Genomic DNA, 15,436 nt, shown 5'->3' with positions numbered 1-15,436 from the left:
GTCGCGCAGCCGGCCGAGCACGCTGACGTTCGGCTCGGACAGCTTGCGCAGCGTCAGCAGCAGGCTCACGCCGATCGCCGCGAGCAGGCCATGCAGCACGCCGAGCACGAGCACCGCGAGCAGCGCCGCGATCACGACGAGCCGGTCGCGATGCCAGACCCAGTACGGCCTGAACACGGACGGATGCAGCGAATGGCTGACCGCGAAGATCACGATCGCCGCGAGCACAGGCTCGGGCGTACGCGCGAGTTGCGGCAGCAGCAGCCAGACGATCAGCGCGACCACGCCGGCCGCCCACATCCCCGCCAAACGCGACTGCGCACCGGCCGCCTCGTTCGCCGACGTCGCCGAATAGCCGGCGCCGACCGGCATCCCGTGCAGTAGCCCCGACACGAGGTTCGCGCAGCCGAGCGCGACGAGGTCGCGGTTCGGCGACACGGTATCGCCATGCTTCAGCGCGAAGTTGCGGATCGAGCCGTACGACTCCGCATACAGGATCAGCATCAGCGCAAATGCGAGCTCGACCGTCTGCATCCACGCATTGCGGTCGAGATGCGGCAAGCCGAATTCGAGGTGCCGGAAGTCGATATGGCCGACGATCGCGATGCCGTACCGCTGCCAGTCGATCACGTAACCCGCCGCGATCGACAGCACGATCACGACGAGCGTCGCGGGCACGCGCGCGCCGCGGCCGAGCACGAACAGCAGCGCAAGTGCCGTCGCACCGACCACGACGCTCGCGAGATTCGCGTGCGGCGCACCGGCGAGCAGGTCGAGCGCGACGTGCGGCGCATCGCTGTGCTGTACGGAAATCGCGAGAATCTTCGGCAACTGCTTGATGACGATCGTCAGCGCGAGACCGAACGTGAAGCCGCGCAGCACGGGCCGTGCGACGAAATCCGACATGCCGCCGAGCCGCGCGACACCGGCCAGGATGAACAGCACGCCGGTCATCGCGACGAGCGCCGCCGCGAGCGCGAGCTGCGCGGCCAGCGCCATCCCCGATTCGGCGAGCACGGTCGCCGCGAGCACCGCGGCCGACGATGACGTCGACGACACGATCGCGAAGCGGCTGCTGCCCGTCAACGCATAGACGACGAGCCCTGACAGCAGCGCGATCAGGCCGGCCTGCGGCGGCAGGTTGGCCAGCCCCGCATACGCGACCGCCTCGGGAATCAGCAAACCGGCAATCGACAGGCCGGCCAGCGCATCGAGGCCGACGCGCCGCGGGCGCGGCGCGGGCGGCGTGTCGAGCGCGACGAAATGGTCGGGATGCTGCGGGCCGGCGTCGGGGCGAATCGGAGCGGTCGTCATGAGACGGCGGAGCCGTGAGCCGGTCAAGGCTTGACGGCAATCACGCCCGACCAGCCGGGCAGATAGCGCGCATCCTGCTCGTGCGCGCGATGCAGCGCGATATCGAGCGCCTTCGCGAAGTTCTTGCGGATCTGGTCGAGCGACACGTGCTGGCGCAGATAGTCGGCCCACAGGAATTCGCTGAACGGCGTCGCGTCCTTCGCGTAGCCGCCCGCCGTGCGCAGTTCGCCGGCGAGGCTGCGGTACGGATCGTCCTCGAGCCCCGTCAGCACCTTCGGCAAATGCGCATAGTCGCGCCGCGAGCCGTCCGGGCCGAACGGATGCACCCACTGGTTGTGTTCCATCATCCGCCAGAAGATCGTGTCGTCGAGCCACGACAGATCCTTCAGCAGCATCGCGTTCACGCGCGCCTCGCCCTCCTCGATCAGCGCGAGGCCGAGATGGTGGTGATCGGTGATGTAGTGCAGCCCGTCCGGGCCGAGCACGGCCGGGAACCAGTGCGATTCGATCGCGGCCTTGCGGGCGCGCTTGTTCAGCGCCTTCCAGTGCTTGCGCTTCGCCTTGACTTCGCGGTAGCCCACCGTCATCTGGGTCGGACGCAGCGCGTCGAGCCTGACGGGAATGAGATGAACGTCGTTGCCGAGTGCCATGGTCGTACCCCATGTTGCAAAATTCCGGCAACGATACTCCTGATCCCGGGCGCCGTTAATCCGTCATGACCGCGATACGCGTCCGGTTGATGATCTCTGACACCTGGCCTGCACGACGCCGCGCTACGCGCGCAAATCGTCGCGTTCGAGACGATGACGAATGTAAGGAATGCCGTCGTGCACGATGCTCACGCGCCGCATGCCGAGCTTGCGCGCCACGTTCAGCGAGCCGCTGTTGGCCTCCGCGATATCGGCGATCACGCGCGGCAGGCGCACGGTGTCGAACGCGTGCCGCACGACGGCCGCCGCGGCTTCGCTCGCGATGCCGCGCCCCCACGTCGCACGCACGAGCCGCCAGCCGATCTCGACGTCGCGCGACCCGTCCTTGTAGTCGGGAATCAGCAGCATCCAGCCGATGAACACGTCGGGCGCGGCCTTCTCGAAGATCGACCAGTAGCCGAGGCCCGGCGGATAGTCGCACGTGATCCGGTGCGTGACGAAGCGGCGATGCTCGACGGGGTCGTGCCATGGGCCCGCGATGTGGCGCGTGACCTCGGGATCGCGATCCATCTCGATGCACGCATCGAGATCGGCCAGCACGCGCGGACGCAGCCACAGCCTCGCGGTTTCGAGCACGGGCAACGGGTCGGCGGAACGGTCATTCATCAGGACTCCTGAGTCGGTGACGATGCGCATCGAGCGCATTACAGAACAGATACAAAAAGCCTTCCAGAATGATACAGAGACCTGTCGCACACCTGGCGCAGCGCCGTTTCAGATTCCGAAACAGTCCATTTCGTAGGGATTATTCCCGATTCGCGCTTATCGCGCCCCACCTCGCGCAGCACGGAAGCCTACACTCGATCAGTGCCCCCGCGCCGCGCGCGAGCCGGGCCGGCATCCGCATGCCTATCGCGAGCGCGCAAGCCAACGAGGAGACCCGGACATGAGCTGGACCCGCGAGCAACGCAACGTCACGATCGCCGCCTACCTGGGCTGGACGCTCGATGCGTTCGATTTTTTCCTGATGGTTTTCGTGCTGAAGGACATCGCCGCGGAATTCGCGTCGACGATCCCCGCCGTCGCGTTCGCGCTCACGCTGACGCTCGCGATGCGCCCGCTCGGCGCGCTGATCTTCGGCCGGCTCGCCGACCGCTTCGGCCGCCGCCCGACGCTGATGGTCAACATCGCCTGCTATTCGCTGCTCGAACTCGCGTCGGGTTTCGCGCCGAGCCTGACCGCGCTGCTCGTGCTGCGCGCGCTGTTCGGCATCGCGATGGGCGGCGAATGGGGCGTCGGCTCCGCGCTGACGATGGAAACCGTGCCGACCCATGCGCGCGGCTTCGTGTCGGGGCTGCTGCAGGCCGGCTACCCGAGCGGCTATCTGCTCGCGTCCGTCGTGTTCGGCCTGTTCTACCAGACCATCGGCTGGCGCGGGATGTTCATGGTAGGCGTGCTGCCCGCGCTGCTCGTGCTGTACGTGCGCGCACACGTGCCCGAATCGCCGGCATGGAAACAGATGGAGAAACGAGCGCGCCCGAGCCTCGGCGCCACGCTGAAGCAGAACTGGAAACTCACGATCTACGCGATCGTGCTGATGACCGCGTTCAACTTCTTCTCGCACGGCACGCAGGATCTCTATCCGACCTTCCTGCGCGAACAGCATCACTTCGATCCGCATACCGTGTCGTGGATCACGATCGTGCTGAACATCGGCGCGATCGTCGGCGGCCTGTCGTTCGGCACGATCTCGGAGCGGATCGGCCGGCGCCGCGCGATCTTCATCGCCGCGCTGATCGCGCTGCCCGTGCTGCCGCTGTGGGCGTTCTCGAGCGGCCCGGTTGCACTCGCCGCCGGCGCGTTCCTGATGCAGATCTCGGTACAGGGCGCGTGGGGCGTGATACCGGTTCACCTGAACGAGATCTCGCCCGACGAGATCCGCGCGACCTTCCCCGGCGTCGTCTACCAGCTCGGCAACCTGCTCGCGTCGGGCAACGCGACGATGCAGGCGTCGCTGGCCGTGTCGAACCACGACAATTACGGCTTCGCGCTCGCTCTCGTGGCCGGTATCGTCGCCGTCGCGATCGCCGTGCTGATCCTGTTCAGCCGCGAACGGCGCGGCATCGACATGACGCAATCGGTCAATACGCGTAGCACCGTCGGGTGAACCCGCGCGTTGCGGCACCGCATCATCGCGCGCGCCCCGCCCCGCCGTGAGCGGGTGTCGCGCTTTCCGCACCCGCACATCGAACTAGAGGAATTGATCCAGATTCCGCGCTTGCCCGGTCCGGCCACGATTTTTTATCTTAATAAAAACGACTGTTTGAATCAGATAATCAAATCACCTGTTCGCGGCCGGGAAACCGGCATGGGAGGCGGAACATGGCAGTAAGTCAGGAGGGGCGGCCATCTGCGGGACGGCCGTCCGGGGCGCGGTCATCCGGCACACGGCAGACCGGGGGGACGAAGGCGCGCATTCTCGATGCGGCCGAGGATCTGTTCATCGAGCATGGCTTCGAAGCGATGTCGATGCGGCAAATCACGTCGCGCGCGACGGTCAATCTCGCCGCGGTCAACTACCACTTCGGCAGCAAGGAAGCGCTGATCCACGCGATGCTGTCGCGCCGGCTCGACCAGCTGAACCAGGAACGCCTCGGCATCCTCGACCGCTTCGATGCGCAGCTCGGCACGCACATCACCTGCGAGCACGTGCTCGGCGCGATGTTCATTCCGGCGCTGAAGGCCTCGCGCGATCCCGAACGCGGCGGGCCCGGCTTCCTGCGGCTGATCGGCCGCGCGTACACCGACCCCTCTCCGTTCGTGCGCAACTTCCTGACCGCGCACTATGCGAGCGTCGCGGGCCGCTTCTTCGATGCCTTCCAGCGCGCGCTGCCGCACCTGCCGCGCACCGAGCTCGGCTGGCGGCTGCATTTCGCGATCGGCGCGCTGTCCGGCGCGCTCGCGGGCGCCGAAACGGAAAGCCTGATCGACGAATTCTCGCAAGGCCGCACGATGAACGACGTGCAGATGATCGCGCGGCTGTCGTCGCTGATCGTCGCCGCGCTGAAAGCGCCGATGCCCGACACGGCGCAACTGTCGATCTTCGCGGCGGTGCTCGACGACGCGGGCGCCAGCGAAGCGTTCGGGCTGCCGCAGTCGGGCGCGACGACCGCCGAGACGGCCACGCTGCATTCCACGAACTGAGCGCGCGAGGCCACGCGCGGCTTCCTGTTCACGATTTGATTGATACGCGCGGTCAGGCGCGGCGTCGAGACGCCCGCATCGACCGACGCGAAGCACAGGGCATGGGCCGGCGCTGATGCGCCGCCCCCCGCCGAGAGCCAAGACCGGAGACACGTCATGTCATCTTCCGCAGCAACCACCTCGGCCCAGATTGCGCCGAACACCGACGCCATCTGGTACGCGTCGTACCCGCCCGGCGTTCCGCACGAGATCGACGTCACGCAATACGCATCGCTCGTGCAGTTCTTCGACGAATGCACGACCCGCTTCGCCGACCGCGTCGCCTACGTGAGCGCCGGCGCGTCGATGACGTATCGTACGCTCGCGCAGAAGGTCGACGCATTCGCGTCGTATCTGCAAAGCCTCGGCGTGAAGCCCGGCGACCGCGTCGCGATCATGCTGCCGAACACGTTCCAGTACCCGGTCGCGCTGTTCGGCACGCTGAAGGCCGGCGCGATCGTCGTCAACGTGAATCCGCTCTACACCGTGCGCGAACTCGCGCACCAGTTGAAGGACAGCGGCGCGCAGACGATCGTCGTGTTCGAGAACTTCGCGCGCACGCTGCAGGACGCGCTGCCGGAAACGCAGGTGAAGCACATCGTCGTCACCGCGCTCGGCGACCTGCTCGCCGACGGCTTCAACGCGAAAGGACGCCTGATCAATTTCGTGCTGAAGCACGTGAAGAAGCTCGTGCCGGCCTACCATCTGCCGCAGGCCATCCGGCTGCGCTCCGCGCTCGCGCTCGGTGCACGCGGCAAGCCGCAGCCGGTGCAGACCACGCGCGACGATCTGGCGTTCCTGCAGTACACGGGCGGCACGACCGGCGTCGCGAAAGGTGCGATGCTCACGCACGGCAACCTGATCGCGAACCTGCTGCAGGCGAAGGCGTGGATCGCCGACCAGGTGTCGGGCGACGTCGAAACCGTGCTCACGCCGCTGCCGCTCTATCACATCTATTCGCTGACGGTGAACGCATTCATCTTCATGGGGCTCGGCGGGCGCAACATCCTGATCGCGAACCCGCGCGACATGAAGATGGTGATGAAGATCATCCGCCACGAGACGTTCACGGGCATCACCGGCATCAACACGCTGTACAACGCGTTCCTCGACAACGAAGAATTCCGCAAGCGCGACTTCTCGAAGCTCAAGCTCGCGATGGCGGGCGGGATGGCGATGCAGCGTGCGGTCGCCGAGCGCTTCCAGCAGGTGACGGGCCGGCCGGTGGTCGAAGGCTACGGCCTCACCGAGTGCTCGCCGATCGTCACGATGAACCCCGTGGACCTGAACGACATGGCCGCGTTCAGCGGGTCGATCGGGCTACCCGCGCCGTCGACCGTCGTGCGCTTTCGCCGCGAGGACGGCACCTGGGCCGCCATCGGCGAGCCGGGCGAGCTGTGCGTGCACGGCCCGCAGGTGATGCGCGGCTACTGGCAGCGCCCCGACGAGACGGCCAAAGTGATCGACGCCGACGGCTGGCTCGCGACCGGCGACATCGGCGTGATGGACGAGCGCGGCTTCATCCGCCTGATCGACCGCAAGAAGGACATGATCCTCGTGTCGGGCTTCAACGTGTATCCGAACGAGATCGAGGAAGTGCTGGTGATGCATCCCGGCATCAGCGAAGCCGCGGCGATCGGCATTCCGGACGAGGTACAGGGCGAACGGATCAAGGTATTCGTCGTGCGCCGTGACCCGTCGCTGACGGCCGAGGACGTGCTCGCGCACTGCCGCAAGAACCTGACCGGCTACAAGATGCCGAAGTTCGTCGAGTTCCGCGACGCACTGCCGCAGACGAACGTCGGCAAGATCCTGCGGCGCGCGCTGCGCGACGAGGAACTCGCCAAAATCAACGCCGCGAAGCAAGGCTGAACGATCCGTCGCCCCGGGAGACGCTGTCGATGAACGAAGGAATGAAGCGCCACGCACGGCATGTCGCCACGGCGGCCGTCGCGTGCGTGCTGTCGCTCGCGCAGGCAAGCCTGCATGCACAGGAAACGGCCGGCGCGGCGAGCGCGGCCCAGGCCGCTGCGCTGCCGGCGGATCTCGCGAAAGTCACGCACGAGCCGCTCGCGCAACAGGCGCGCTGGCTGCGCACGGCGGCCCAGCGCGGCACGCTCGCGCAACTCGACGACGCGACGCTCACTGCACTCTTCAAGGCGCTCGATCCGCTCGCCGTGCCGCTCTATATCCGCAATGGCCCGAACGGCTATCCGTCCTACCAGTTCACGATGGTGCGTCAGGAGCGCATCAGCGGAAAATGGTCCGACACGCCCGACCGCATGCTCGTGAAGACGACCCGCGAGCCGCTGCGCGTGTATGCGAAATGGCTGCCGGGCGGCGCGCATGCCGGCCAGGAGACCATCTACGACACGACGCAGCGCAAGGACGAGATGTACGGCCATCTCGGCGGCCTGCTCGGCAAGATTCCGCTGTGGACGGCGATCGACGGCGCGCTGGCGCGCGCCCAGTCGAATCACCAGGTGAAGGATCTCGGCACCGAGTTCATCGCGAACCTGTACCTGACCGAAGGGAAGAAATACCTGGAAGCCGGCGTGCAGCGCCCGACCGACGTGGAAGCCAAAACGATCGGCGGTGTGCGCGTCGTCGCGCTTACCTACGAAACGCCGACCGGCCGCCCGCAGTTCTATGCGAAAAAGGAAGTGCTGGGGCTCGACCTGCACGCACCCTATTTCCGGACCGTCGAGTCCTATGACAACGACGGCAAGATCTTCGAGCGGATCGTCATCGAGAAAATCGCGCCGGCGACCCTCGACGACACCGCATTCGACCCGAAAAACCCCGACTACGCGTTCTGACGCGCGCCGGCACGGCGGGTCACGGGCTCAATCGTCATCGTCGTCGCCGTGGTGTCGACGCCAGTGCTTGTAATAGTGCTTGCGCCACTTGCGGTAGCGATCGTCGTCGTCATCGCCGTAATAGCCATACCCATAGCCCGGATAGGCGACGACGGCCGGCTGCGGCGCCACATAGACCGGCGCCGGCTCGACATAGACCGGTGCGACCGGGACGCCGATGCCGACCGACAGGTCGACGTGCCCCGCCATTGCGCTACCGGAAACGAGCAACGCCATGCTCCCGATCACCGCTGTTACTTGCCTCTTGTTCATGCTCCGCATCCCTGATAAGCCGGCCCGCCCGGTTCACGCGGTCAATGTAAGCGCGGCGCGCGCACCCAGGTGATACGGGGCTGCGAGAGTCGTAACGCGACGTAACGAAACGAATTTGACCGTTCGGCCTAATCGCGAAAATGCGCCGGAACGTCTATAGTGGGTTACGGTTCGACACAATCACGACTGCGCGCTCCCTTATCGAACAGGGTAGAATTCCGCCAAACGGCTTGTGGACGAACACGCCACACACACGCACAACATATTCTCTGACGCAGGCTCCTGCCGCACCTCAATGGCCAATCCCGCAGAATCCCATCCGCAAAACGACTTCATCAATTCGGCGCGCAAGGAACGTAAGCGTGTTGAAATCTATCTCGTCAACGGCATTCGTCTGACGGGGTGTATCGAGTCGTTCGACCAGTATCTGGTGATGCTGCGCACCCCCGTGGGTCTGCAAGGCATCTACAAGCGTGCGATTTCCACGATCCAGCTCGACACGGGCGGCTCGCGCCCCGGCGGCGGCGGCCCCCGCGGCCCGCGCACCGGTGGTCGCCCCGGCGGCCGTGAAGGCGGCGGTCACAGCCCGTACGGCTCGCACGGCGGCCCGCGCGAATCGCGCGGCGACGGCGGCTACGGCTCCCGCGAGCCGCGTGAAGGCTACGGTTCGCGTGAACCGCGCGAGGGTTACGGCTCACGTGAGCCGCGCGAAGGCTACGGCGCACCCCGCGAGCCGCGTGAACCGCGCGAAAGCTACGGTGCGCCGCGCGACACCGGCGACGCATCCGGCAACGCCGCGCCGTCGGATTCCCGCGGCGGCAACGGGCCGGTCATCGTGACGCGCCGCCGGCGAATCGTGCCGGACGGCCAGTAAGACAAAAAGGGCAAGCCAACCGGCTTGCCCTTTTCACTTGTCCGGCCGGCGCGGCACGTCGCCGCACCGTCGTTACCGGGTTCAGCGCGCCGTCGTCGGCAGGCCCGCGTCAGCCTCGCGCTGCAGCGAACGCACCTGCTGCTGCAACGCCCGCAGTTGCGACTGGAGTTGAGCCTGTTGCGCCTGCAACGCCGCCGTTTCGCTCCGCACGCTCTTCTGGCGATCCGCCACCGCCGCCTGCTGCTGGCGGGCGATCGAGATGTCCGCCTGCAGGCGCCGCGCGCGGTCCTGCGTGACCTCGATCTGCTTGTCCATTTGCGCCTTCTGCGATTCCAGCTTCGCCGCCCGCAACTCGTTGACGGCCAGCCGCTCCGCCTGATGCGAGAAATCGCGATAGATCGCTTCCGCACGCGTTTCGTCGTAAGTCTTGATCACGCGCCAGAACGCCTTCTGCTGGAACAACGCGACGAAATACGCACCATCCTTGACGTTGAACAGCAGGCTGGCGCCGTAGCTGCCGTTGTAGCTCGTGCGCATTTCCGTCAGCGAGTGCGCCTGGATCTGGCGCTGCAAGTCGTCGACCGTGCTCGGCCCCGTCATCTCGCCGGCCTGCGGCTGCACCGACGTCTGTGCCTGCGAATCGATCACCGGAATCGCGGCCACCGGCGCCGACGCCTGCTGCACCGCCGACGGATCGCCGCCCGCCAGCCCCTGCGCGAACGCGCCTTGCATGCCTCCCACCATGGCGAGCAGCAATACGCTCACCCGCCCCAACCCCGTCATATGGCTCATGAAGTTTTATTCCCGCCCGAGTCGTTGTAATTCACCGCGATTTTATCTCATTAATTACTCACTTTCGCGGGTCTCGGGCTCTTCGTCGAAGATCTGATATTTGCGCATTTTTTCCCACAATACCTTGCGGCTGATGCCGAGCTGCTGGGCCGTGTCCTGACGCCGCCAACCGTTTGCGTCGAGCGCCGAGATCACGCGGTTGCGCTCATTCATGTCCCATTTGCTGCGATCGACGAACACCTCGGCCGCGCTCTCCGCCGGCACCGGCTGCGCCGCGCTGCGCGCATGCGCGATCAGCCGCTGCAGCCGCGCGGCATCCCAGCCGCCCGTCTGCCGTACCGTCACGCCGACCCGCTCGGCCAGATTGCGCAGTTCGCGCACGTTGCCGGGGAAATAGCTGTCCGCGACCGAATCCGTGAGCCAGTACGGCAGATCGGACAACTGGGCGAGCCGCTCCTCGCCCACGACCTGGGCGACGAACGACTTGAACAGCGCGATCTTGTCCACCGCACCGCGCTCTTCGAGCGACGGAATGCTCAGCTCGATCACCGCGAGCCGGTAGTAAAGATCCGCGCGGAACAACCCTTCCTTCACGAGCTGCGGCAGCTTCTTGTTGCTTGCCGCGACCAGACGGAAATCGACCTTGACCGGCGCGGTCGCACCGACCCGCAGCACCGCGCCGTCCTCGAGCACGCGCAGCAGCTTGACCTGCTGGTACAGCGGCAGATCGCCGACCTCGTCGAGGAACAGCGTGCCGCCGGCCGCCTGTTCGAAATAACCTTTATGCGCAACAACCGCGCCCGTGAACGAGCCTTTCGCATGACCGAAGAACAGCGATTCGAACAGGCCGTCCGGAATCGCGCCGCAGTTCACCGGCACGAATTCGCCGTGCCGATAGCGCGAATGCTTTTCGTGCAGCAGTTGCGCGATGCGCTCCTTGCCGACGCCGGTTTCGCCGTGCAGCAGCACGTTGGTGTCGCAGTCGGCGAACGTATCGACTTCGTGCAGCAGCGCCTGCATCGATTCGGAGTGCGCGACGAGTTCCGACGGCTGCAACGTTTCGGCTGCGTGCGCCCGCAGTTGCGTGACGAGCTTGCCGATCATGCCGCGCAGTTCGGCACAGGTGAAGTCGAGCGGCAGGATGTGCGAATACTCGGGCGGATACTGCGACGCGTCGTGGTCGCGCGCCGCGCCGACCCAGACCACCGGCATGCCGATGTTGGCCTGCCAGTCACGCAGGAATGCCGCGCCGCCCTCGATCATCGTCACGCTGATGATCGCAAGCGACCGCCGCAATGCGGCGCGCTCGGGCGAGACCGCCGCGTTGTCGGCGCGGATCACTTCGACGTCGAAGCTCGCCATGCACCGGGCGACACGGTCGACGATGTCCGCCTTGCCTTCCCAGACGTACAGGTCGAGCTCTTCGATTGCGGGCGTATTTCTCATCTGATCTGCTTCTTCAGTAAACCGTTTGGGCGACCCCGCAATTGAGCGAGATCTGATGGACCGTCGCCGCGCCGACCTGGACGCCAAGCAGATTCAGCAGCGGAACGAGGACTGCGTCAAGGCTGGACAGGAGTGGGCGGAGCTGGCCGGTCAAAAACGTGAGCAAGGTGGACACGAAGGTGGACGGCAGCGACAGAAGGTTCACGCCCCCGAGTCCGATGTTGGCCGTGATCGTCGCGGCCGCGAGTTGGCTCAGCGCTGAACCGAGCGCTGAACCGAGCGCATTCGAGTTGACCGTCCAATAGTTCGCGTCGATTCCGGGTACGCCGTTGAACGTGTGCGATTGCTCAGTGCCCTGCACCTGAACCGATATATTGGACAGACTGGCCGTCAACTGTGCGAGCCCGAGCACGTTGACGTTGATGATCTGGGCGGGCGATTTGCAACTGTAAGTCGACGACAGATTGATCTTGCCTGACGCATCGAGCGGAGGCTGGCCGATGCATAAATTGGCTACACCGGGTCGCGCAGTGATGACGACAGTGCTGGTTGCCTGTGTCGACGTGCATTGCGTCGAGTCCAGCCGCGCCGTGCCGGTACCAGCCTGTAGGTAGATCGGCAGGTTGACGTCGACGCCGACGTTGAGCGCGCCAAGCAACGCCCCGACGATGGGCAACTGTGTCGTACCAAGCTCGACATTCAGATACACGCCCACCGCCGCCGTCGACGCCGTTGTCCGCCACGTTCCCGTCGCCGGATCGATCCCGCCCTCGCCGATGCCGATCGACGGCGGGCTGATGATCTGCACCTGCAACTGCGTTCCCGTCAGCCCGCCGAGATTCAGCGACGGCACGTTGACCACGACCGCCGGCTTGCCCGTTGCCGCGATCTCCGCGCCGACCATCAACAGGTCGAGCAAATCCACCTGTGCGTTGAGCGCCGCCTGCGTATCCGCGAGCGCGACGTTCAGCAAGCCGCCCGCGCCGCCGAGGCCGATCGACGTCCCCGGAACGTTGGCGTTCACGATCGCCTGCAGCGTGGCGAGGCTCGCCTGCAGGCTTGCGTTGACGACGGACGTCTGCGTGGCCGCCTTCACCATCAACTGGAGCAGTTGCGGCAACGTGAGCTTCAGCGCGAGCAGTTGATCGACCGTGCCGACGCCCGCCGCCACGACGAGGTCACCGACCGTCACGTTCGTGCACGCAAGCGCTTGATACGATGCGATGTTCAGGTTCAGGTTGGCGCCGAGCAGCGCACCGATCAGCCCGTTGACGAGCCCCGGATTGCCGGACGTCGGCGCCGATCCGCCTGAGCAACCCACTCCGCCGAGCGCGGCCAGGGTCGCGCCGACCGAGAACGTATCGATGTTGGTCGACCGCGCGGTCGACACCGCGGACACCGTCTGCGGCGGCCCGACGAAAAAGAACGGCACTTGCCGCGTGACGACCACCTTGGCCGCGTTCAATTGCGTGGTTCCGGATGTCGCGGCAGCGTAGTAGCTGGGTGCCGGGTTGACCGACGTATCCCAGCGGCCACATTCGATGGTGATCGTGTCGCCGTTCGACGCATCGAGCCCGTTCGACTGTGCGTTGCTGGTCGCGGTGGCAGTCGGCTGCGAACAGGCGTCGTCCATCCGCTGCACGGCCGCGAGCGCGGCCATGTCGGCAATCCGCTGCACGTCCCGACGCTGGAAAAAGAGATTACCGACGCCAATGGCGCCAAGCGTCGTGATGGCGATCAGCGTCGCGATGATCGCCATCACCGAGAACGCGCCGCGCTGTCGTGACGCGCGGCGGATCGTGCCGCCACTGTGCCGGGTAGTCACCGTTTTGCTCCGTCAGCGCGCGAGGTCGCCACCGGACAGGCCGCCGCCGCTGCCACCGCTGCTGCCGCCGCCCGACGCCGACATCGTGCCGAACCACTGCGGAATCGGCGTCTTGAACGAGTCGATATAGCGCTGATAGGCATACGTGCCGGCCGCACCGTCGATCGGTTGCGGCGCGGCGGCCGCGCGATTCGAGCGCTGCACGTCGAGCAGCGCGCTGGTCGCATGACCGATTTCGGACGCCGGCGTGTCGTCTTGCGCATGCGCGACGCCCGCCCCGAGCGAGCAGGCGAAGGCGATGCCCACGGCCTGCACGCGGATTGAGGAAAGGTGAAACATGATGGCCTCCGTGAATATCGTCGTTATCGCGCGAAACGCTGCAGCAGCGGCACGGCAAGATCGAAATTGTCGCTGCTCGCCACCGACGGCACGGGCGCAGTGGCCGGCGTATAGGCGACGGCGCGCTGCTTCGCGCGCATCGCGGCCGCGACCTTCGTCTCGTCGTCCCGAATCTGGCCGCGCACGGCGGGCGACAGCTTCTGCTGATCCATCAGCCGCCGCGCGTCCTTCGCGTGACCGGTCGCGAGCAGGTAGAGCACGAAGTTGCTGAGGATCTTCGGGTTCTTCTGCTCGAGTTCGGCCGCCTTCAGCAGCGGCACGCGTGCCCCCGCCAGATCGCCTTCGCGCATCTTCGAATACGCAAGGTCGGACAACGTCGCCGCATCGGTCGGCGCAAGCGCCGTCGCCTGCTCGAGCTGCTGCGCGGCCAGCGCGAAATCGCCGCGGGCGCCGGCGGTCAGCCCGAGCCCGCGATAGCCGCGCGCCGCGAGCGGCGTCGTCAGCAACTTGGTATAGGCGGCCACGCCGGCGTCGTACTGGCCGGTCGCCCGCAACGCATCGGCGCGCAGCAGGATCGTGTCCGGCGATGCGCCATATTGCTTCTCGTACTGATCGATGTGCGCGAGCGACGCGAAATACAGCCCTTGCCCCTGCATCCGCTCGATCAGGCCCAGATACATGCCCGGCGTATCGGGCGCCGCATTCTTGTCGGCCGCGGCCTGCATCAGCGCGCCGCGTTCGGCCTGCGCACCGATACCGTATCCGGACTCCTTGAACATCGCGCACCCGCTGGCGAGCAACGCGCACGCCGTCGCGCCTGCGATCGTGCGAACCCAACCCAATCGATTCATCTCGTGTCGCTCCTTCCCCTCATGCCGCATCAGCGCTGAAACGCAGCGAGCGCGGACAGCACGGTCATGATCCCCGGCCCCGCGGTCACGATCAACAGTGCCGGCAACAGCGTGACGATCATCACGCCGGTCATCTTCACCGTCAGGCGGCCGATCTGCTCGCGCAGCGTCGCGCGACGCCCTTCACGCAGACGGTCGCCGAATTGCTTCAGCGGCTCCTGCACCGCACCGCCATGCTTGTCGACCTGAATCAGCAAGCGCACGATCGCGCGCAGATCCTCGTTGTCGAAACTGTTCGTGAGGCGTTGCAGCGATTGCTCGCGCGTACGTCCGGCCGCGAACTGCCGCTGCGCGACGCCGAGCTCCCACGACAGCACCGGCAACATCGTCTGAAAATCGTGCGTGACCACCTGGATGCTCTGGTCGAGCGACAGGCCGACGCCCTGCAGCAGCCGCAACATGTCGACGAGCAGCGGCAGTTCGGCCGCAAGGCTCTGTCGACGCGCGGTCGCGCGCCGCCGCACGTAGATTTTCGGCAGCATGTAGCCGGTCACGAGCGCGATGGAGAGCCACAACGGCCAGCGCGCTTGCTGTCCGCGGCCGATCAGTACCAGCACGGCCAGCGCCGGCAGCAGGATCGCGCAGACGATGCGCGCGCCGACGAACAGCGCTCTGGCGCGCACGTCGACGAAACCGCACTGCTCGAGCAATCGACGGTCTTCGTCGGCGATCAGATATCGGCTGAAACCGGTATCGAGCCACCGCATCCCGACGTCTTCGAAACGTTCGCGCAGCCTCGCGAAGCGCACCCGCGGCGCGACAGGTGCCGCTGCCTCGCGCGCCGCTTCGCCGGAACCGGCACGCGCGGCGGCCGCTTCGACTGCGGCGGCCCGGCGGTCGAGCGCATGCAACAGCGCGCGCTCGGCACGCTGCACGAGCACGATGCGAACGATCGCGAGCGCGGCAAGCAG

General features: G+C 66.3%; 15 protein-coding genes. 5 read left to right on the top strand and 10 right to left on the bottom strand.

Going from position 1 to position 15,436, the window contains the following annotated elements:
• From H3O04_RS26700 to H3O04_RS26690, 3 genes are all read right to left on the bottom strand, one after another.
• Positions 1 to 1,314, bottom strand: a 1,314-nt coding sequence (locus H3O04_RS26700) for a SulP family inorganic anion transporter (protein ID WP_202588798.1), incomplete at its 3' end; no start/stop codon positions are given.
• Positions 1,315 to 1,337: 23 nt separating this feature from the next.
• Positions 1,338 to 1,964: a ParB-like protein gene (locus H3O04_RS26695; RefSeq protein ID WP_027807350.1), complete on the bottom strand. Its 627-nt coding sequence runs from the start codon at positions 1,962 to 1,964 to the stop codon at positions 1,338 to 1,340.
• Positions 1,965 to 2,087: 123 nt separating this feature from the next.
• Positions 2,088 to 2,630: a GNAT family N-acetyltransferase gene (locus H3O04_RS26690; RefSeq protein ID WP_012328398.1), complete on the bottom strand. Its 543-nt coding sequence runs from the start codon at positions 2,628 to 2,630 to the stop codon at positions 2,088 to 2,090.
• Positions 2,631 to 2,910: 280 nt separating this feature from the next.
• Here H3O04_RS26690 and H3O04_RS26685 point away from each other — a divergent pair, with 280 nt between their 5' ends.
• The 4 genes from H3O04_RS26685 (at position 2,911) to H3O04_RS26670 (ending at position 8,026) form a co-directional block, all read left to right on the top strand.
• Positions 2,911 to 4,131 carry an MFS transporter gene (locus H3O04_RS26685; RefSeq protein ID WP_011545290.1) on the top strand — a complete coding sequence of 407 codons (1,221 nt, stop codon included), beginning with the start codon at positions 2,911 to 2,913 and terminating at the stop codon, positions 4,129 to 4,131.
• 215 nt (positions 4,132 to 4,346) lie between these two features.
• Positions 4,347 to 5,168, top strand: coding sequence for a TetR/AcrR family transcriptional regulator (locus tag H3O04_RS26680; RefSeq protein WP_006476131.1), 822 nt, complete (start codon positions 4,347 to 4,349; stop codon positions 5,166 to 5,168).
• 156 nt (positions 5,169 to 5,324) lie between these two features.
• Positions 5,325 to 7,079, top strand: a complete 1,755-nt coding sequence (locus H3O04_RS26675) for an AMP-binding protein (protein WP_006476132.1) — start codon at positions 5,325 to 5,327, stop codon at positions 7,077 to 7,079.
• 29 nt (positions 7,080 to 7,108) lie between these two features.
• On the top strand, positions 7,109 to 8,026 hold the full coding sequence (locus H3O04_RS26670) for a DUF1571 domain-containing protein (protein WP_027807348.1): 918 nt from the start codon (positions 7,109 to 7,111) through the stop codon (positions 8,024 to 8,026).
• A 27-nt stretch (positions 8,027 to 8,053) separates the two neighbouring features.
• On the opposite strand, the gene H3O04_RS26665 is transcribed toward H3O04_RS26670, so the two are convergent.
• On the bottom strand, positions 8,054 to 8,338 hold the full coding sequence (locus tag H3O04_RS26665) for a hypothetical protein (protein ID WP_202588797.1): 285 nt from the start codon (positions 8,336 to 8,338) through the stop codon (positions 8,054 to 8,056).
• A 295-nt stretch (positions 8,339 to 8,633) separates the two neighbouring features.
• On the opposite strand from H3O04_RS26665, the gene hfq reads away from it, so the two are divergent.
• Positions 8,634 to 9,212 (top strand): RNA chaperone Hfq, encoded by a 579-nt coding sequence (gene hfq, locus H3O04_RS26660; RefSeq protein ID WP_006476135.1) that lies wholly within the window; start codon positions 8,634 to 8,636, stop codon positions 9,210 to 9,212.
• Between the two features lie 81 nt (positions 9,213 to 9,293).
• On the opposite strand, the gene H3O04_RS26655 is transcribed toward hfq, so the two are convergent.
• The 6 genes from H3O04_RS26655 to H3O04_RS26630 form a co-directional block, all read right to left on the bottom strand.
• Positions 9,294 to 10,004, bottom strand: a complete 711-nt coding sequence (locus H3O04_RS26655) for a DUF2968 domain-containing protein (RefSeq protein ID WP_202588796.1) — start codon at positions 10,002 to 10,004, stop codon at positions 9,294 to 9,296.
• A gap of 54 nt (positions 10,005 to 10,058) precedes the next feature.
• The gene (locus H3O04_RS26650) at positions 10,059 to 11,450 is read right to left on the bottom strand and encodes a sigma 54-interacting transcriptional regulator (protein WP_011545284.1); all 1,392 of its coding nucleotides are present in this window, start codon (positions 11,448 to 11,450) and stop codon (positions 10,059 to 10,061) included.
• 13 nt (positions 11,451 to 11,463) lie between these two features.
• A complete protein-coding gene (locus H3O04_RS26645) occupies positions 11,464 to 13,275 on the bottom strand; it encodes a TadG family pilus assembly protein (RefSeq protein WP_202588795.1) in 1,812 nt (603 codons plus the stop codon).
• Positions 13,276 to 13,287: 12 nt separating this feature from the next.
• Entirely contained in the window at positions 13,288 to 13,614 is a 327-nt protein-coding gene (locus H3O04_RS26640) for a DUF3613 domain-containing protein (protein ID WP_202588794.1), read from the bottom strand.
• Positions 13,615 to 13,637: 23 nt separating this feature from the next.
• Positions 13,638 to 14,465, bottom strand: coding sequence for a pilus assembly protein (locus H3O04_RS26635; RefSeq protein ID WP_202588793.1), 828 nt, complete (start codon positions 14,463 to 14,465; stop codon positions 13,638 to 13,640).
• A gap of 29 nt (positions 14,466 to 14,494) precedes the next feature.
• Positions 14,495 to 15,436 (bottom strand): type II secretion system F family protein (locus tag H3O04_RS26630; protein WP_237666437.1); only part of this gene is annotated, 942 nt, incomplete at its 5' end.

Source organism: Burkholderia sp. KCJ3K979 (assembly GCF_016759955.1).
Lineage (GTDB): Bacteria > Pseudomonadota > Gammaproteobacteria > Burkholderiales > Burkholderiaceae > Burkholderia > Burkholderia orbicola.
Note: the sequence above shows the minus strand (reverse complement) of the source record. Positions and strands in the feature narration are given on the sequence as shown.